This is a genomic window from Polynucleobacter yangtzensis, from assembly GCF_027924165.1.
Classification (GTDB): domain Bacteria; phylum Pseudomonadota; class Gammaproteobacteria; order Burkholderiales; family Burkholderiaceae; genus Polynucleobacter; species Polynucleobacter yangtzensis.
This window is the reverse complement of sequence record NZ_AP026973.1, coordinates 1,218,949-1,237,697: the sequence shown is the minus strand read 5'-3', so window position 1 is coordinate 1,237,697 and position 18,749 is coordinate 1,218,949. Positions and strand designations below refer to the sequence as shown.

The 18,749-nt window shown below is 47.2% G+C and carries 14 protein-coding genes; 13 read left to right on the top strand and 1 reads right to left on the bottom strand.

Annotation, left to right across the window (positions count from 1 at the left end; genetic code table 11):
- Positions 1-7 precede the first annotated feature (7 nt).
- The 4 genes from QMF28_RS06140 (at position 8) to QMF28_RS06125 (ending at position 4,524) form a co-directional block, all read left to right on the top strand.
- Positions 8-1,072, top strand: a complete 1,065-nt coding sequence (locus QMF28_RS06140; protein WP_205627523.1) for a microcin C ABC transporter permease YejB — start codon at positions 8-10, stop codon at positions 1,070-1,072.
- A complete protein-coding gene (locus QMF28_RS06135) occupies positions 1,069-2,094 on the top strand; it encodes an ABC transporter permease (protein ID WP_281741728.1) in 1,026 nt (341 codons plus the stop codon). The genes QMF28_RS06140 and QMF28_RS06135 overlap by 4 nt, the downstream gene beginning before the upstream one ends.
- Positions 2,091-3,728 (top strand): ABC transporter ATP-binding protein, encoded by a 1,638-nt coding sequence (locus QMF28_RS06130; protein ID WP_281741726.1) that lies wholly within the window; start codon positions 2,091-2,093, stop codon positions 3,726-3,728. Before QMF28_RS06135 ends, QMF28_RS06130 begins: the two co-directional genes overlap by 4 nt.
- 148 nt (positions 3,729-3,876) lie before the next feature.
- Positions 3,877-4,524 carry a C40 family peptidase gene (locus tag QMF28_RS06125; protein WP_068323376.1) on the top strand — a complete coding sequence of 216 codons (648 nt, stop codon included), beginning with the start codon at positions 3,877-3,879 and terminating at the stop codon, positions 4,522-4,524.
- Positions 4,525-4,553: 29 nt separating this feature from the next.
- Here the strand turns inward: QMF28_RS06125 and QMF28_RS06120 are convergent, their stop codons facing one another.
- Positions 4,554-5,423, bottom strand: coding sequence for a patatin-like phospholipase family protein (locus QMF28_RS06120; RefSeq protein ID WP_425594913.1), 870 nt, complete (start codon positions 5,421-5,423; stop codon positions 4,554-4,556).
- Between the two features lie 241 nt (positions 5,424-5,664).
- Between QMF28_RS06120 and scpB the strand changes: the two genes are divergently transcribed.
- The 9 genes from scpB (at position 5,665) to QMF28_RS06075 (ending at position 18,722) form a co-directional block, all read left to right on the top strand.
- Positions 5,665-6,393: an SMC-Scp complex subunit ScpB gene (scpB, locus tag QMF28_RS06115; RefSeq protein WP_082786417.1), complete on the top strand. Its 729-nt coding sequence runs from the start codon at positions 5,665-5,667 to the stop codon at positions 6,391-6,393.
- A 6-nt stretch (positions 6,394-6,399) separates the two neighbouring features.
- Complete coding sequence (locus QMF28_RS06110; protein WP_281741723.1) at positions 6,400-8,184, top strand: pseudouridine synthase; 1,785 nt, start codon at positions 6,400-6,402, stop codon at positions 8,182-8,184.
- A 173-nt stretch (positions 8,185-8,357) separates the two neighbouring features.
- Positions 8,358-8,849 (top strand): ribosome maturation factor RimP, encoded by a 492-nt coding sequence (rimP, locus tag QMF28_RS06105; RefSeq protein ID WP_068323364.1) that lies wholly within the window; start codon positions 8,358-8,360, stop codon positions 8,847-8,849.
- Positions 8,846-10,327 carry a transcription termination factor NusA gene (gene nusA, locus QMF28_RS06100; RefSeq protein ID WP_068323361.1) on the top strand — a complete coding sequence of 494 codons (1,482 nt, stop codon included), beginning with the start codon at positions 8,846-8,848 and terminating at the stop codon, positions 10,325-10,327. The genes rimP and nusA overlap by 4 nt, the downstream gene beginning before the upstream one ends.
- A 13-nt stretch (positions 10,328-10,340) precedes the next feature.
- Complete coding sequence (infB, locus tag QMF28_RS06095) at positions 10,341-13,100, top strand: translation initiation factor IF-2 (RefSeq protein WP_281741721.1); 2,760 nt, start codon at positions 10,341-10,343, stop codon at positions 13,098-13,100.
- Between the two features lie 5 nt (positions 13,101-13,105).
- A complete protein-coding gene (rbfA, locus tag QMF28_RS06090) occupies positions 13,106-13,474 on the top strand; it encodes a 30S ribosome-binding factor RbfA (RefSeq protein ID WP_068323359.1) in 369 nt (122 codons plus the stop codon).
- A 3-nt stretch (positions 13,475-13,477) separates the two neighbouring features.
- On the top strand, positions 13,478-14,389 hold the full coding sequence (truB, locus tag QMF28_RS06085; protein ID WP_281741720.1) for a tRNA pseudouridine(55) synthase TruB: 912 nt from the start codon (positions 13,478-13,480) through the stop codon (positions 14,387-14,389).
- A 47-nt stretch (positions 14,390-14,436) separates the two neighbouring features.
- Complete coding sequence (gene typA, locus QMF28_RS06080; RefSeq protein ID WP_281741719.1) at positions 14,437-16,254, top strand: translational GTPase TypA; 1,818 nt, start codon at positions 14,437-14,439, stop codon at positions 16,252-16,254.
- A gap of 104 nt (positions 16,255-16,358) precedes the next feature.
- Positions 16,359-18,722, top strand: coding sequence for a Tex family protein (locus QMF28_RS06075; protein ID WP_281741718.1), 2,364 nt, complete (start codon positions 16,359-16,361; stop codon positions 18,720-18,722).
- Positions 18,723-18,749 lie beyond the last annotated feature (27 nt).

The following is an 18,749-nucleotide window of genomic DNA, read 5'->3' as shown; positions in this document are numbered from 1 at the left end:
GGGTCAAATGCGCGCCTACATCTTCAAGCGTTTGCTCTTGATGATCCCAACAATCTTGGGTGTGTTAACACTTACCTTTGCCGTAGTGCAATTTGTTCCAGGTGGTCCAGTTGAGCAAATGGTGTTGGAGTTAAAGGGTAAAGGTAGTGCAGCCACAGGCGGCTCAGAGTCATCGGGCTCTGGTGCAACCTATCGTGGTCGTCAAGGTGTTGATGCACAGCGCCTAGAAGAGGTGAAGGCCTTATATGGTTTTGATAAGCCACCTCTTGAGCGTTATTTCATGATGTTGGGTCGCTTTGCTAGATTCGATTTAGGTCAAAGTTATTACCAGCACGAAAGCGTTTGGCGTTTAGTGGTTTCAAAATTACCGGTATCAATCAGCATCGGTTTATGGACTTTCTTTATTACCTATTTAGTTTCTATTCCTTTGGGTATTGCTAAAGCGGTACGAGACGGCTCACGCTTTGATGCTATCACTAGCAGCATGATCCTTGTGGGTTATGCGATTCCGGGATTTGTGTTGGGCGTCCTATTGCTAGTAGTCTTTGGTGGAGGGAGTTTCTTACAGATCTTCCCGTTAAGAGGTTTAACTTCTGATAACTGGAGTGATCTGAGCCTCATTGGTAAGGTCATGGATTACTTGTGGCATTTGGTATTGCCAATTACTGCATCTGTTCTGGGAAGCTTTGCAGTAGTTACTATGTTGACCAAGAATTCATTCCTAGAAGAGATTCGCAAGCAATACGTTTTGACTGCACGCGCAAAAGGACTTACAGAAAAGCAAGTTCTTTGGAAGCACGTCTTCCGCAATGCGCTCTTGCCACTGGTGACAGGTTTCCCTGCAGCATTTATTGGCGCATTCTTTACAGGCTCATTGTTGATAGAGACCTTGTTCTCCTTAGACGGGCTTGGCTTGCTTTCGTATGAATCAGTCATGCGCCGTGACTATCCAGTCGTATTTGGCACTCTCTACTTATTCACCTTAATTGGTTTATTTACGAAGTTAATTTCTGATCTTTGTTATGTCTACATAGACCCACGCATTCAGTTTGGTGCGGGAGGGGGTTCATGAATCGTTGGCAACGTTTTAAAAATAGCCGCATGGGCTACGCCAGCCTATGGATCTTCATGGTGCTCTTTGGTTTATCGATGTGCGCCGAGTTGATTGCCAATGACAAGCCTTTAGTGGTTCGCTACGAGGGGCATTTCTATTTTCCAATCGTGAAGAGTCAACCAGAAACCGTGTTTGGTGGAGATTTCGCCACGCCGACTGATTTCTTGGATCCAGACATTCGTCAAAATATCACAAGTAATGGCAATTGGGCAATTTACCCACCGATTCATTACAGCTACGAGACGCTTAACTATTTCTCTAAAGTGCCTAACCCAGCGCCTCCTTCTTGGGAAAACTGGCTCGGTACGGATGATCGCGGGCGCGATGTTTTGGCGCGACTCATCTATGGCTTTCGCCTATCGATACTTTTTGGTTTAGCGCTCACGATTGTTGGCGTCACTGTGGGCATCATCACTGGATCCTTGATGGGGTTTTTTGGCGGTAAGTTTGATTTGATTTCTCAGCGACTGATTGAGATTTGGTCGGCTATGCCAGAGTTGTACTTGCTCATTATTTTTGCTTCGATCTTTAACCCCAGCGTTTCCTTGCTCATCATTTTGCTGGCTGCCTTTGGTTGGATGGGCTTATCAGATTACGTGAGAGCGGAATTCTTCCGCAACCGCGCCCTGGAGTATGTGCGCGCAGCTAGAGCCTTAGGATTGACTAACGTACAAATCATGTGGCGCCATATATTGCCCAATAGCTTGACGCCGGTAATCACCTTTTTACCGTTCCGCATGAGTGCGGCCATCCTCTCTCTAACGAGTTTAGATTTCTTAGGCTTGGGAGTGCCGCCAGGTACGCCAAGCTTGGGTGAGTTGTTATCTCAAGGCAAGAGCAATCTCGACGCTTGGTGGATCTCCTTATCCACCTTTGTGGTCTTGGTAGCAACCTTGCTGCTATTGACCTTTATGGGCGAGGCATTACGTAACGCATTTGATTCTCGTAAAGCAGGCTTGATGAGTGGAGGTCGCTCATGAGTTTGCTGCGCTATGAAGATCTGTGTATTTCTTTTGGAACAGGTCGTCGCGAAAAGTTTGCCGTCAATCATCTTGATTTAGAAATCGGTATAGGTGAGCGTGTTGCCCTTGTCGGTGAGTCTGGTTCTGGTAAGACCCTGACTGCGCTGGCGCCTTTGAGACTTGAGCCAGAGGGCGCGAAAGTTTCTGGAAAGATTCTCTGGAATAGAAATGACGGGAAGGGCGAAGTCGATTTACTTTCCATGTCCATTCAAGACATTCGGGAGATTCGTGGCCGCGAGATTGCTATGGTGTTTCAGGAGCCAATGACGGCTTTGAACCCACTGTTTACTGTAGGCAATCAAATTATTGAAGCAGTGCAGATTTATCAGCCATTGATCTCTAAAGCAGATGCGATGGATGCGGCGGTTGATTTACTGCGTAAGACAGGCATTCCTGAGCCTGAGCGCCGCTTTCATTCTTACCCACATCAACTCTCTGGCGGACAGAGACAGCGTGCCATGATTGCCATGGCTTTGGCATGCAAGCCACGCCTTCTCATTGCAGATGAGCCTACAACAGCATTGGATGTGAGTTTGCGTTTGCAGATTTTGGATCTACTCAAAGAGCTACAAGAGGAATCTAAAGATGATGGCGGCATGGGAATTTTATTGATTACCCATGACCTTAATCTAGTGAAACACTTTGCGCAGCGTGTGGCTGTTCTGAACCAAGGCAATCTGATGGAGTCTGGATCAACAAAGCAAGTTTTTGAACATCCCGAAGATCCATACACTCGCGCTTTGGTAAACAGTGAGCCTGTGCGTGACTTGGCACCGCTGATGCCATTGGCTCCAGTGTTGCTAAAAACAGAAGAGCTATCAGTAACCTACCCAAGCTCTGAGTCAGCATCTTGGTTTAAAAAAGCACCACCACATAAAGTCCTGAAAAAAGTGAGCTTTAGCTTAAAGCAAGGTCAAACGATCGGTGTAATTGGTGAGTCAGGCTCCGGTAAAACAACTTTAGGTATGGCGGTCTTGGGTTTATTGGGTGACTCCGCTGCAGAGGTATCTGGTGATGTTGATGTGCTTGGCAATGATTGGCAGAAACTAAAACCTGTGGAGAGAAGGGCGCTTCGCTCGAGCTTACAAGTGATCTTCCAGGATCCATTTGGATCGCTATCACCGCGCATGAATGTATTGCAAATCGTTTCAGAAGGTTTGGATGTGCATTTTCCAAAACTGTCGACAGCAGAACGCGAAACTCGTGTGGTCGATATGCTCAAAGAGGTTGGTCTGGATCGTTCGGCGCTTTTACGTTATCCCCATGAATTCTCTGGTGGTCAGCGACAACGTATTGCGATTGCACGAGCGCTCATCCTGCGCCCTCAAATTTTGGTTCTAGATGAGCCCACTTCCGCGTTAGATGTTTCTATTCAGAAACAGGTGCTCGCCTTATTGACCGAGCTGCAGAAAAAGTACAACTTAGCCTATCTGATGATTAGTCATGATTTGGCTGTGATTAGGGCAATGTCACACGAGGTCATGGTTCTCAAGGGTGGCAAAGTAGTGGAGTTCGGTGATACCGAAACCCTCATAAAGCATCCCCGCCAAACCTATACCAAAGAGCTTTTTGCAGCCGCAGAGCTTACTTAGGCAGGTTTGGAGGAGAGGACTAAATCCCTGCTAAATGGGCTAATTTGGTGCATTTGCCCCTATTTAGTGAAAATTTATCTTTATAAACAAGGACTTAGGTCTAAATTGAAGACTTGGTAAATTATGGGTTCTTTGTTAAACTGATCAGATGTCATTGAAAAAAACAATGCTTTCTAAACTCCTAGGCTTTGGTCTGGGTGCATTCATTTGCGTATCCGCTTATGCGGCAGACCCTGTGGTCGAGCCAAGCGCAGATGCAGCTGTGCCTAAAGAAAGCATGTTCCAAGCAGGGCGCTCATACATTGCCCGCGTTTCTGATCGATTGGCAGATACCGTTACAGGCAAATCAGAAGAGTTAATCAACCGCGCGATGGAAGTGATTGGCGTGCGTTATCGCTGGGATACAGAACTGCCACAGTCTGGATTAGACGGCAGTAGTTTTGTTGGTTACGTCTTCAAAGATAAACTTGGATTTTTATTGCCACGCAAATCTACTCAGATGAGTCGTGTTGGCAAACCCATTACTCGTGAAGAGTTGCAGCCAGGTGACCTCGTATTCTTCAACACCATGCGTTTGACTTTTTCTCATGTTGGTATTTACGTGGGCGATAACAAGTTTATTCATTCACCTTCCAAAGGTACGAATGTCAGAGTCGATGATCTCGGTAGTCTCTACTGGGATAAACGTTTTGATGGCGCGCGCCGTTTAGATGGTAGCGACAACCTCAATGACTCAGAGCGTCAAGAACTTCTCAACGAAGTCAAAAATCTTAAGCGTAAGTCACGCAATCTCTAAGACAATAGGGCTGATAAGCCTTATAAATACTAGCCTTTCAGCTTTTCCTTAATGAGCGCCATTTGCTCTTGTGCTGCAGCTTCGCCTGCAAGAATGGCTGCATTTCTGGATTTGAAATCCCCGCCACCCATTTGTTTTAATTGCGGTTGAATCACAATGTCAGCACTTTTTAATTCGTACTGATTGATACTTCGCTGCATGATGGAAATGGTTTGCTGTAAGACGCCAAGAGTTCCGCTGGCATCTTGATGAACCGGCTCAGAAGAGATGTTGACTGCAATCACTAAAGTTGCACCCATTTGTCTTGCATAGCTAACAGGTACCGGTGCCACTAAGCCACCATCTACATATTCTTTGCCGCTAATCACTGCTGGCTGAAACACGCCTGGTATGCTGCAAGAGGCGCGCACTGCTAAACCGGTGTTACCCGTTCTAAATAAAACACCTTTGCCTGACTGTAATTCCGTAGCAACAATGCCCAGGGGTATGCGCATTTGTTCAATAGATTTGTTTTGCACCTCTCGGTTCACCATGTTTTGCAGGGCATCCCCTTTAATGAGTCCCCCAAAACGGCCTGCAAAAGGGAGTCCCCAGTCAGCAATGGTGGCCTCATCTAGGTTGAGGGCCAAGCGATTGAGTTCATTGCCGCTGGCTCCTGAGGCTAATAGGGTGGCAATCACGCTACCAGCGCTGCTGCCAACAACAATATCGGGCCTAATGCCTTGGGCTTCTAAAGCTTTAATAACACCTACATGAGCGAAGCCTCGGGCTGCACCAGCTCCCAAAACCAAGCCAACAACCGGTTTTTTGCTGCTCATAAGACTGCAGGAGCTCAAGCCCGCGCCCCCAAGAATGGTGCCCACACCAATTCCAAGGTTCAGGAACTTGCGACGCTCCATATAGGCAGGGGCTCCAGATGTCAGAAAAAGGGGTTTGGTATATTTCTTATGCATGTGGCTATTGTATTGAGCCTACCTTATAATGGGTGCAAGGTGAACGAAAAGGACTTCGTTTCAGCGCGGACATATTTCAATAAGAACTGATGAGATGGATTGTCCGTAGTCGCTAGAGAACACCAAAACCCATTACTAAATACATTTTTAAAGCCTAGTCAGGATTATTCCTGGTAGCCCGACTTTTATGGACGATCACAATAAGCGCGTAATTGAAACAGCCCTCCTGTGCGCACAGGAGCCACTCACCGTTGCTGATTTGTCTCGCCTGTTTGTTGAAGACATCACTACGGCAGATATCGATGAAGCATTGGTCGAGCTGCAACGCGCTTGGGACGACAAGGGTATGGAATTGGTTCATATCGCAACAGGTTGGCGCTTTCAGAGCCGTCTTTCGATGCGTGAGTACCTCGATCGCCTAACACCTGAGAAGCCACCTAAGTATTCACGTGCAGTCATGGAGACCTTAGCCATCATCGCTTATCGCCAGCCAGTGACTCGTGGTGAGATTGAAGAGATTCGCGGTGTAGCAGTTAGTAGTAATGTGATGAAGCAGTTAGAAGATCGTGGTTGGGTTGAGGTGATTGGCCATAAAGAAACAGTTGGCCGCCCTGGTTTATATGCAACCACTAAACAATTTTTAGATGATCTCAGTCTGACCAATTTACAAAGCCTGCCAGTTTTAGAAGACGCTGCGCCAATGGCGGCTGCAGAACAATTAGGTCAAGCAGTGATGGAATTTGATCCGTCTGCAACCGTAGAAACAGTCATCATTGATGGCGAAGAACAAGCAATTGAAGTAGAGGCTTTAGAAGTAACTGAAATCACAGTAGAAGAAACAGTGATTGAAGAGACCGAAGAACTTACAGAAGAAGTTACCCCTGAGTCTGAAGACAAACCAGACGAAACAAAATAATTATTAATGACAAGCTCTAACGAAAACGATTCATCCCCGGTAGTAAATCCATCGGCAACTCCATCTAATGCAGACTCTGCCCCATCGAACGCTGATGGTCAGAAGACTGAGGGTGGAGAGGGCGCAGAACGTGGTGATCGTCGCCCTCGCCGTCAAGGCGCTGGTGGCAGTAAACACCCATTCAATAAAAAGCGCCCTTTTAATAAAGACCGGCCACGCCGCGAGGGTGGTGAAGGCAATGGTTCGCGTGAAGGCGGCAATCAATCTGCCAAATTAGCCCCCAACCCAGCTGAGAGCGAAGCTTTATTTGCCTCAGTAGTATCTGGTGAGTTTGATGCAGCTTTAGATGCCCCGGAAGTTGAAGAAGTTAAAAATCCTGATGGTGTCAATGAGAGTGAAATCTCTCATCAAACTGGAGCAGAGCGTCGTGCGCAACGCGCACAACGTTCGCGCGAAGATGAAGATCCAGATGCACCAACAGAAGAAGAAATGAGTAGTTTGCAATTTGCAAACGTAGATGACTTGCCTTTGAGTTTGCGTGATGAAGTGTGGTCAGATCTTGATGGTTTAGATGACGACGCGGATGACGAAGACACCGTTAAATTGCATAAAGTATTAGCTGACGCCGGCATGGGATCACGTCGCGATATGGAAGACTTGATTATTCAAGGACGTGTTTCTGTAAACGGATTACCAGCTTATATTGGTCAACGTATTGGACCAACAGATCAAGTGCGTATTAATGGCAAGCCAGTTCATCGCAAGATTCAGACTAAGCCGCCGCGCGTGATCATGTATCACAAGCCTGCCGGCGAGATCGTAAGTCAATCCGATCCAGAAGGCCGCCCAACTGTATTTGATCGTTTGCCAAAGCCGCGTCAAGGTCGCTGGATTGCAGTTGGACGTTTGGACTTTAATACTGAAGGACTGTTGTTATTTACTACTTCAGGTGAATTGGCGAATCGTTTGATGCATCCGCGTTATGGTGTTGAGCGTGAATACGCTGTTCGCATTTTGGGGGATTTGAGCCAAGAAAACACAGCGCTATTAAAAAGTGGCATTACGCTTGATGATGGTCAAGCTAAATTCTTACGCCTAGCAATGGGTGGTGGTGAAGGTGCAAACCGTTGGTACCATGTTGCATTAAATGAAGGTCGTAATCGCGAAGTGCGCCGCATGTTTGAGGCAGTTGGCCATACGGTATCTCGCTTGATCAGAACTCGTTATGGCATCTTCTTGTTGCCTCCACGCTTACGTCGTGGCAAATGGGAAGAGATTGAAGCTGGCGGCATCTATAACTTGATGAAGTCTGCAGGGTTAAAAATGCCTCAGCCACAAGATAAGGGTCGTAACCCTAATCCTAATAGTCGTGATCGTCGCCCGATGGGTGAAGATTTCCAGCCGGATCCAATGCAAACCTCAGTTTCTTACTGGGGCTCCCGTGACGCCTTAACCCTTGCTAGCGGTCACAACGGCCTGACTCATCAAGGTAGGGGTGGCAAACCTGGTGGTGGCGGTGGATCTGGTGATGGGCGCGGTCCTTTCCGGGGTCGTACGCAGGGCGGAAGACCAGGTCAGGGCGGTCAAGGTGGTCGTGGAGGCCAGGGTGGTCAGGGCGGCGGCCAAGGCCAAAACCGCAGTAAAGGCGCCAAAGTTCACCATGGACAGTCCGCATTTGTGACTGGGAACCCTCAAAGCCCCGGAAATGGGCCCAAAAGAGGTGCACCAAAGGGACGTAAGCCGTTCAATAAAGGACCAAGAAAACCGCGAAATCCGGGCGAAAGCTTCTGATTTGTATCGGTTTTCTGCCAAATAGGCTATAATTTTGGTCTTACAGCAGGATTCTGCTGTTTTTAGTGGTTACCGACTGATGTTGCGATCAACGTAAGTCGGCCTGTTCTGAATTTCGAGAATATGGGCTTTGAAGCCCATTTTTTTTTGCCATTTTGGTATGAAGGGGTGCCGTGAAGGATCAGCAGGTTATTTCTGCAGAGCTGGAAAACTTAGGTTACACGCTAGTTGAGATTGAGCGTGAAGCCGGAGGTTTGCTGCGCGTCACGATTGAAAACCCAGATTACGAGCGCTTGATTACGGTATTAGATTGCGAGAAGGTGAGCCATCAGTTGAGCTATACCTTGCCGGTTGAAAATATTCCATATGAGCGCTTAGAGATTTCATCTCCAGGATTGGATCGTCCGGTAAAAAGTGCCGCAGATTATGAGCGCTTCGCTGGAATGCAAGTGGATTTGAAGTTGCGTGTTGCTGTTGGCAATCGCAAGAATTTTCGTGGTGAGTTGCAAGGTTTGTTGAGTGGTGAATTGAATTCACCGGATGCAAAGTTTGGTTTGGTATTTGAGGGTGCTGATGGTCAGCCTTCTCAATTGGAGTTCTCTTTAGCCGAGGTCGATAAGACTCGGTTGGTCCCTGTTATTGATTTCAAAGGAAGAAAGTCATGAGCCGAGAAGTTCTCATGTTGGCAGACGCGCTAGCGCGTGAAAAGAACGTTGATCAAGCTATCGTTTTCGAGGCGTTGGAGATGGCTTTAGCCTCTGCAACCAAGAAGCGTTATGCCACAGAAGACGTGGATATCCGCGTTTCAATTGATCGCGAAACTGGTGAATACGAAACCTTCCGTCGCTGGTTGGTTGTTCCAAACGAAGCCGGTTTGCAAGAGCCTGATAAAGAGATTCTGCAATTTGAAGCTCAAGAACAACTTGCCGATATGGAAGTTGGCGACTATATCGAAGAGCAAATCGAATCTTTAGCTTTCGGTCGTATCGGCGCACAAGCTGCTAAGCAAGTGATCTTGCAACGCATTCGTGATGCTGAGCGCGAGCAAATTTTGAACGACTACCTTGAGCGTGGCGAAAAAGTCATGACTGGTACCGTAAAACGCGCTGATAAGAACGGCCTCATTATCGAATCTGGTCGTGTTGAGGCGTTGTTGCGTCGCGATCAAATGATTCCAAAAGAGAACTTGCGTTCTGGTGACCGTGTACGCGCATATATTCTCAAAGTGGATCGTGAAGCACGTGGCCCACAAATTGAACTCTCACGTACTTGCCCAGAATTCTTGATCAAGTTGTTTGAGAATGAAGTTCCAGAGATGGAGCAGGGCTTGTTAGAGATCAAAGGCGCTGCCCGTGATCCTGGTATCCGCGCAAAGATTGCTGTAATTACTTATGACAAGCGTATCGACCCAATCGGTACTTGCGTTGGTGTTCGTGGCACACGCGTTACTGCAGTGCGTAACGAAGTAGCTGGCGAAGCAGTGGATATCGTGTTGTGGTCTGAAGACCCAGCGCAGTTTGTGATTGGTGCTTTGGCTCCAGCCCAAGTTTCTTCTATCGTGGTTGACGAAGAGCGTCACGCGATGGACGTAGTAGTTGATGAAGAGAACTTGGCAATCGCGATTGGCCGTAGCGGACAAAACGTTCGCTTGGCGAGCGATTTGACTGGCTGGCAGATCAACATCATGACTCCTGAAGAGTCTGCTGAGAAAACTGAAAAAGAGGCTTCTACTGTACGCCAATTGTTTATGGACAAATTGGACGTAGACCAAGAAGTGGCTGATATCTTGATTGAAGAAGGCTTCAACACATTGGAAGAAGTGGCTTACGTGCCATTGTCTGAAATGTTAGAAATCGATTCATTTGACGAAGACACTGTGAATGAGTTGCGTACTCGTGCTCGTGATTCCTTGTTAACGATGGAGTTGGCAAAAGAAGAGCGTATTGGCGAAGTTTCACAAGACTTGCGTTCCTTAGAGGGAATGACCACAGAGTTGATTGCGAAGCTTGCTGAAAATCAAGTACATACCCGTGACGACCTTGCTGAACTGGCTGTTGATGAGCTGGTTGAGGCGACACAAATTGACGAAGAAACTGCGAAAACGCTCATCATGAAAGCGCGCGAACATTGGTTTACTTCATGAGAGGAAGTAGTGCATGGCAACAACAGTAAAAGTACTCGCTAAAGAATTAAAACGTACCGCGCCAGACCTCTTGGAGCAGTTGAAGGCGGCCGGTATCGAAAAAGGTTCTGAGGACGACAGCATTACCGAGAAGGACAAAACTGTCCTGCTCGAGCACTTGCAAAAAGCGCATGGTAGCGCTGATACAGGCGCGCGCAAAAAGATTACTTTAATCAAGCGCGAAAGCTCAGAGATTCGTCAAGCAGACTCTGCTGGACGTACTCGCACTGTGCAAGTTGAAGTACGTAAAAAGCGCGTACTCGTTAAGGCGGGTGACAAAGCTTCTGAGCCGGCGGCACAGGAAGCTCCGGCGAAAGCGGCAGCTAAAGCTGCGCCAGCTAAACCAGTTATTTCTGAAGAAGAATTAGAGAAACGCGCAGCCGAGGCAACTCGCCAAGCTGAGTTGCTAGCTCGTCAAGAAGCGGAAATGAAAGCGGCTGAAGAGGCGCGTCAAAAAGAAGTTGCCGCTCCAGTAGTGAAAGAAGTTGCTCCTGTAGATAATGCTCCGGATGCTGCTGCAGCTGCCGCAGAGAAAAAGGCGACTGCTGACAAAGCTGCAAAAGACTTAGCTGCAACTAAGGAAAAAGAATTAGCTGACATTCGTGTACGTCGTGCTGCCGCTGAAGCGGAAGCTTTGGCGATTCGCGACATGATGAGTGCTCCTGCTCGTGTTCTGAAGGCACCAAGTGAAATTGCCGCCGAAGAAGCGAAAAAAGGTACTTTGCATAAGCCTGCAAAAGTTGAAGGTGCTGATGATAAGAAGAAGGCTGTTACCAAAGTTGGCGGCAAGACTATTAAATCTTCTGAAACATCATCCACATGGCAAGAAGAAGGCGCCAAGAAACCTGGTGGCTTAAAAACTCGTGGTGATACATCTGGTGGTGTTGGTGGTTGGCGTTCAGGTGGCGGCCGTAAGAAGCAGCGTCAAATCGCTGAAGCAAACGTCGACACAAACTTCCAAGTGCCTACTGAGCCAGTAGTACGCGATGTTCATGTTCCAGAAACGATTACTGTTGCTGAGTTAGCTCATGCAATGGCAGTGAAGAGTGCAGAGGTGATTAAGTTATTGATGGGTATGGGTCAAATGGTCACCATCAACCAAGTGCTTGATCAAGATACTGCAATGATCATCGTTGAAGAAATGGGTCACAAAGCCTTTGCTGCGAAATTAGATGATCCAGATTTGGACCTCGGCACTGACGGTCATGATGCAGAGTTATTGCCACGTCCGCCAGTTGTAACGGTGATGGGTCACGTTGACCACGGTAAAACATCTTTACTCGATAAGATTCGTGCAGCGAAAGTCGCTACCGGTGAAGCTGGTGGCATTACCCAGCATATTGGTGCGTACCACGTAGAAACTCCACGCGGCATGATTACGTTCTTGGATACTCCGGGTCACGAAGCCTTTACGGCAATGCGTGCTCGCGGTGCTAAAGCAACTGACATCGTGATCTTGGTAGTAGCTGCTGATGACGGCGTGATGCCACAAACTAAAGAAGCGATTCACCATGCAGTAGCAGGTGGCGTACCTTTGGTAGTTGCAATCAATAAGATTGATAAACCAGAAGCAAATTCTGAGCGCGTTAAAACAGAATTGGTCGCTGAGCAGGTTGTTCCTGAAGAATACGGTGGCGATGTGCCATTTATTCCAGTGTCCGCTAAAACAGGTGAAGGCATTGATGCTTTGCTAGAGAACGTTCTCTTGCAAGCTGAAATTCTGGAACTCAAGGCTCCTAAAGATGCACCAGCCCAAGGTTTGGTCATTGAGGCGCGCTTGGACAAAGGTAAGGGCCCAGTTGCAACCATCTTAGTTCAATCTGGAACGCTTAAGCGTGGCGACATGTTGTTAGCTGGTTCTACATTTGGTCGTGTTCGTGCGATGCTGGATGAAAACGGTAAGCCTTGTAATGAGGCTGGCCCATCAATTCCAGTGGAAATCCAAGGTTTGTCAGAAGTTCCTGCTGCAGGCGAGGCGGTGCAAGTAGTCCCTGATGAGCGTAAAGCTCGTGAGATTGCATTATTCCGTCAAGGCAAGTTCCGTGATGTGAAGTTGGCTAAACAGCAGGCATTCAAGCTTGAAACCATGATGGAAAACATGGAAGAAGGCGCAGTTGAAGCTAAGTTGTTACCGCTGATCATTAAGGCAGATGTTCAAGGTTCACAAGAAGCTTTGGCTCAATCATTAATGAAGCTTTCTACACCAGAGGTGAAGGTGCAAATCGTTCACGCTGCTGTGGGTGGCATTACTGAAACTGACGTTAACTTAGCGGTTGCTTCTAAGGCGGTTATTTTCGGATTTAACTCCCGCGCTGATGCAGCTGCTCGTAAGTTAGCTGAGAACAATGGCGTTGATATTCGTTATCACAACATTATTTATGACGCAGTTGATGAAGTGAAATTGGCTCTGAGCGGCATGTTGACACCAGACAAGAAGGAAGAAATCACTGGTCTCGTTGAGATTCGTCAAGTCTTCTTGGTATCAAAAGTTGGCGCAATTGCTGGTTGCTTGGTCGTTGACGGTATCGTTAAACGTACTTCAAGTGTTCGTCTCTTACGCGATAACGTGGTTGTTTGGACAGGTGAGCTTGATTCCCTTAAGCGCTTTAAAGATGACGCGAAAGAAGTTCGTGCCGGTGTTGAATGTGGCTTGTCATTAAAAGGCTACAACGATATCAAAGAAGGCGATCAGCTCGAGGTGTTTGAAATAACTGAAGTTGCACGTTCACTCTAAGCAATATGCACAAGACTAGCCCGCATCGCAATCAGCGTCTCGCCGATCAAATTCAGCGAGACCTGGCCGAGCTCATTCCTCGTGAATTGCGCAGTCCAAGCTTAGGTTTGATTACTTTGCAAAGTATCGAGCTCACGCCGGACTTAGCGCATGCCAAAGTGTTCTTTACTGTTTTGGGTGCTGAGCCTGAGCATGCTTTAAAAGCGCTCCAGGAAAAAGCGGGTTACTTGCATTCATTGCTGTTTAAACGTTTGCATATTCATACAGTGCCTACATTGCATTTTCACTATGACAGCTCAGTTGAGCATGGCATAGAAATGTCTCGTTTGATCGATCAGGCAGTCGAGAGCGATCAAAAAGACGAGACTAAGTAATTCATGGCTATTAGAATCGACGGCGTAGTGCTGCTAGATAAACCTGCTGGAATGAGTTCACAGGGTGCAGTTACCGCCGTCAAGCGTGCTTTTAACGCTGACAAAGCAGGGCACACTGGTACTTTAGATCCGATGGCTACTGGTCTGCTGCCCATCTGCTTAGGTGAAGCTACTAAGTATTCCCAAGACTTGCTCGAGGCTGATAAAACTTATATTGCCCAAGTGAAATTTGGTTCACGCACTGATACAGGTGATGCAGAAGGCCAAATTATTGAAGAGTTGCCTTTACCAGCATTCGCAAGTGATGCAGAAATAAAAGCCGCCTTAGATGCGCTGCTACCTAAATTTACTGGTGCCATTTCTCAAGTGCCGCCAATGTATTCGGCTTTGAAACGTGATGGCAAACCTCTTTACGAATATGCTCGTGCTGGTGTTGAGTTAGAGCGTGCGCCACGTGACATCGTGATTCATTCCATTCGTTGGACCAATATCAACTGGCCAGAAGCTACTCTAGAAGTCAGTTGCAGTAAGGGCACCTATATTCGTGTTCTGGCTGAAGATATTGGTAACGCCCTGGGTTGCGGTGCGCATTTAGTGGGCTTGCGCCGTACTGAAGTAGGGCATCTCACTCTCGAACAGTCTTTTACGATCGAATCAATTCAAAGCGGCCTACAAAATACTGCCGACTATATATTGCCAGTAGACGCGCTCTTGCAAACATTGCCACATCTCACAGTGGATGAGCAACAAGCTAAGCGCCTGGAGATGGGGCAACGTGTTCCGCTCAATTTACCTTCAATCGAGGCATTAGTTCGCATCTATCGCGCAACTGCTGCTCCACATAACTTTATTGGTACTGCTGATTGGCGCTCTGGAGTTTTACATCCGAAACGCTTGATTTCGCAAGCACATTAAACATTACTTATAACCCTTTTACTTATCTTTAACTTTAGAAGCTTCACATGACTAAACGCGCACTTCGTAACATCGCCATCATCGCCCACGTTGACCACGGTAAAACTACTTTGGTTGACCAACTCTTGCGCCAATCTGGCACATTCCGCTCCAATGAAAAAATGACCGAACGCGTCATGGACTCAAACGACTTGGAAAAAGAGCGTGGCATTACTATTTTGTCCAAGAACTGTGCGGTTGAGTATGACGGCACACATATCAACATCGTTGATACCCCGGGACACGCGGACTTCGGTGGTGAAGTAGAGCGCGTACTCTCCATGGTTGACGGTGTATTACTCTTGGTTGATGCGGTTGAAGGTCCAATGCCACAAACCCGTTTCGTAACCAAGAAAGCCTTGGCTTTAGGTTTGAAGCCAATCGTGGTTATTAACAAAGTAGACCGCCCAGGTGCACGTACTGATTACGTTATCAATGCAACTTTTGAGTTATTTGACAAATTAGGCGCTACTGAAGAGCAGTTAGATTTCCCGGTTGTTTATGCCTCAGGCTTGAATGGCTACGCTGGCTTGACTGATGATGTTCGTGAAGGCGATATGCGCCCATTGTTTGACACAGTGTTAAAGCACGTTCCAGTTCGTGATGACAATCCAGAAGGTCCTTTGCAGCTGCAGATTACTTCGATTGAGTACAGCACATACGTAGGTAAGATTGGTGTTGGCCGTGTTAACCGCGGAACTGTTAAGCCTTTGATGGACGTTGTATTTATGGATGGTCCTGACGGCGTTCAACGCAAAGGCCGTATTAACCAAGTATTGAAATTCCGTGGCTTAGAGCGCGAAATCGTTGACGAAGCGCAAGCTGGCGACATCGTATTGGTAAACGGTATTGAAGATTTAGCTATCGGAACAACAATCTGCGCGCCAGACGTTCCAGATGCATTGCCAATGCTCAAGATTGACGAACCAACCTTGACCATGAACTTCATGGTGAACACTAGCCCGTTGGCTGGTCGTGAAGGCAAGTTCGTTACTAGCCGTCAGATTCGTGAGCGTCTTGACCGCGAATTGAAGTCAAACATGGCTTTGCGCGTTAAAGAAACTGATGATGACACTGTATTTGAAGTGTCTGGTCGTGGCGAATTGCATCTCACTATTTTGGTAGAAACAATGCGTCGTGAAGGTTATGAATTAGCGGTTTCTCGCCCACGCGTTGTGTTCCATGAGGAAGATGGCGTGAAGATGGAGCCGTACGAGAACTTAACGGTTGACGTTGAAGATACAACCCAAGGCGCCGTGATGGAAGACTTAGGTAAGCGTAAGGGTGAATTACTCGACATGGTGAGCGACGGTAAAGGTCGTACACGTCTTGAGTACCGCATTCCTGCACGTGGCTTGATCGGCTTCCAAGGCGATTTCATGACCATGACTCGCGGTAATGGTTTGATGAGCCATACATTTGATTCATATGCACCAGCTAAAGACGGCATCTTGGGTGAGCGTCATAACGGCGTATTGATTAGCCAAGATGATGGTGAAGCAGTTGCTTACGCTTTGTGGAAATTGCAAGACCGTGGTCGTATGTTCGTAAGCCCTGGCGATCCTTTGTATGAAGGTATGGTTATTGGTATTCATAGTCGTGATAACGACTTGGTTGTGAACCCTATTAAGGGCAAGCAATTAACCAACGTTCGTGCATCTGGTACTGACGAAGCAGTTCGCTTAGTTACTCCAATCGCCATGAACCTAGAATACGCTGTTGAATTTATTGATGATGATGAGTTGGTTGAAGTAACGCCAAAGAGTATTCGTATTCGTAAGCGCTACCTCAAGGAGCATGAGCGTAAAAAAGCCTCACGCGAATAAGCTAGCTTTGCTACACAACAAAAGTCACCTACGGGTGGCTTTTGTTCTTCAATCAATACCAATATTCCAAAAATAGAACGCATCAGAGTAAGAAATTAAAATAAATGCTGCCATCAATAGAACAACGTCTTGCCCAAGAACTTTCCGCTAAACCCGCCCAAGTAGCAGCTGCCATCGCTTTGATGGATGAGGGTGCAACCGTACCTTTTATCGCCCGGTATCGCAAAGAGGCAACTGGTGGTCTAGATGATGCACAGTTACGCCTATTGGAAGAGCGTCTGAGTTATCTTCGTGAATTAGAAGATCGTCGTAAAACGATTGTTGCTTCAATTGAAGAGCAGGGCAAGATGACGCCGGAGTTACTCAAGGCCATCATGCTGGCAGATGATAAAACTCGCTTAGAGGACCTATACCTCCCTTACAAGCCCAAGCGCAGAACTAAAGCACAGATTGCTTTGGAGGCTGGCTTAGAGTCGCTAGCAAATGATTTGCTCGCTAACCCTAATTTAGATCCTGAAACAGAAGCTGCTAAATACATTAAAGAAGCATTTGAAGTGGATGGAACCAGTAACCCTGGGGTACCTGACACCAAGACTGCTCTCGAAGGTGCTCGTCAGATTCTGATGGAGCGTTTTGCTGAAGACGCCGCGCTAGTTCAGTCTCTGAGGGAGTATTTGCAAGATCATGGTGTAGTAGAGTCCAAAGTCATTGCTGGTAAAGAGCAAGAGGGTGAAAAGTTTGCAGACTACTTTGATTACTCCGAACCCATTAAAGCCATTCCTTCGCATCGCGCTTTAGCTTTATTTAGAGGTCGCCGTGAGCAAATACTGATGGTTAGCTTGCGTTTAGATTCTGAAGAAGAGAAGCCAAAGTGGGATTCACCTCACAATCCTTGTGAGAATCGTATTGCTAATCACTTCAAGATTAAAAATGATGGCCGCCCAGCTGATGCATGGTTGGCTGATACTGTGCGCTGGACTTGGCGCATTAAGTGCTCCTTACATCTAGAGTCTGAGTTAATGACTGCCTTGCGTGAACGCTCAGAAACTGAGGCAATCAATGTGTTTGCCCGTAACCTCAAAGACCTGCTCTTGGCCGCTCCAGCTGGCCCTAGAGTAACGATTGGTCTGGATCCTGGAATGCGAACAGGCGTGAAGGTGGCGGTAGTTGATGCCACGGGCAAAGTGGTTGATACCGATGTGATCTATCCCCACCAGCCCAAGAATGATTGGGCAGGTTCATTGCATACCTTGGCTAAATTAGCTGAGAAACACAATGCGACTTTAATCTCTATTGGTAATGGCACGGCATCGCGCGAGACCGATAAATTGGCTCAAGAGCTTATTAAAGCAAAGCCTGAGTTAAAGCTGACCAAGATTGTTGTCTCTGAAGCGGGCGCATCTGTTTATTCTGCATCGGAGTACGCTTCAAAAGAATTGCCAGGGATGGATGTTTCATTGCGAGGCGCAGTATCTATTGCCAGGCGTTTACAAGATCCACTTGCAGAGTTGGTCAAGATCGATCCTAAATCAATTGGTGTGGGTCAGTATCAGCATGATGTGATGCAAACCCAATTGGCCAAATCATTGGTTGCAGTTGTGGAGGATTGTGTTAACGCTGTTGGCGTAGATGTGAATACAGCCTCTGCGCCATTGCTGGCAAGGGTTTCAGGGCTAAGCTCTACCGTAGCGGAAGGTATTGTGGCTTACCGTGATAGCAAGGGTGCATTTAAATCGAGAGCAGATCTCAAGAGTGTTCCGCGTCTTGGCGAAAAGACCTACGAGCAGGCTGCAGGTTTCTTACGCATCATGAATGGCGATGATCCATTGGATGCCTCTGCAGTCCATCCAGAATCCTATCCATTAGTTGAAAAGATTCTGAAAGATATTAAGAAGGGTGTAAAAGAAGTGATTGGCGATTCCAGTCTTCTTAAATCACTCTCACCAGAAAAGTATGCCGATGGTCAGTTTGGTGTGCCAACAGTAACCGACATTATTAAGGAATTGGAAAAGCCTGGCCGCGATCCTCGTCCTGAATTTACTACCGCAACTTTTAAAGATGGCGTAGAAAAAATCAGTGATTTGAAGGCAGACATGATTCTGGAGGGCGTTGTTACTAACGTAGCGGCTTTTGGTGCCTTTGTCGATATTGGCGTACATCAAGATGGTTTGGTGCATATTTCTGCATTATCTAATACCTTTGTTAAGGATCCGCATAGTGTTGTTAAAGCAGGGCAGGTAGTGAAGGTCAAAGTGCTTGAGGTGGATGAAAAGCGCAAACGCATTGCCTTAACAATGCGCTTATCAGATGAAGCGCCAAGAGAGAGTTCTAGGGCGGGTGCTAAGCCCGAACAAAGAGCCCCAAATCGCCCTAGAGCAGCTGAGCCTAGAAAGCCCCAAGACGACAGAAGACAGGCGCCACCCATCAATAATGCGATGGCAGCGGCATTTGGCAAACTCAAAAAGTAAAGAGCAAACCAATCTCAAACTAACTAT

Bases quoted from the DNA above. Each gene is read 5' to 3' on its own strand.
- QMF28_RS06140 (WP_205627523.1), top strand. From the start codon at position 8: ATGCGCGCCTACATCTTCAAGCGTTTGCTCTTGATGATCCCAACAATC.
- QMF28_RS06135 (WP_281741728.1), top strand. From the start codon at position 1,069: ATGAATCGTTGGCAACGTTTTAAAAATAGCCGCATGGGCTACGCCAGC.
- QMF28_RS06130 (WP_281741726.1), top strand. From the start codon at position 2,091: ATGAGTTTGCTGCGCTATGAAGATCTGTGTATTTCTTTTGGAACAGGT.
- QMF28_RS06125 (WP_068323376.1), top strand. From the start codon at position 3,877: ATGTCATTGAAAAAAACAATGCTTTCTAAACTCCTAGGCTTTGGTCTG.
- QMF28_RS06120 (WP_425594913.1), bottom strand. From the start codon at position 5,423: ATGGAGCGTCGCAAGTTCCTGAACCTTGGAATTGGTGTGGGCACCATT.
- scpB (WP_082786417.1), top strand. From the start codon at position 5,665: ATGGACGATCACAATAAGCGCGTAATTGAAACAGCCCTCCTGTGCGCA.
- QMF28_RS06110 (WP_281741723.1), top strand. From the start codon at position 6,400: ATGACAAGCTCTAACGAAAACGATTCATCCCCGGTAGTAAATCCATCG.
- nusA (WP_068323361.1), top strand. From the start codon at position 8,846: ATGAGCCGAGAAGTTCTCATGTTGGCAGACGCGCTAGCGCGTGAAAAG.
- infB (WP_281741721.1), top strand. From the start codon at position 10,341: ATGGCAACAACAGTAAAAGTACTCGCTAAAGAATTAAAACGTACCGCG.
- rbfA (WP_068323359.1), top strand. From the start codon at position 13,106: ATGCACAAGACTAGCCCGCATCGCAATCAGCGTCTCGCCGATCAAATT.
- truB (WP_281741720.1), top strand. From the start codon at position 13,478: ATGGCTATTAGAATCGACGGCGTAGTGCTGCTAGATAAACCTGCTGGA.
- typA (WP_281741719.1), top strand. From the start codon at position 14,437: ATGACTAAACGCGCACTTCGTAACATCGCCATCATCGCCCACGTTGAC.
- QMF28_RS06075 (WP_281741718.1), top strand. From the start codon at position 16,359: ATGCTGCCATCAATAGAACAACGTCTTGCCCAAGAACTTTCCGCTAAA.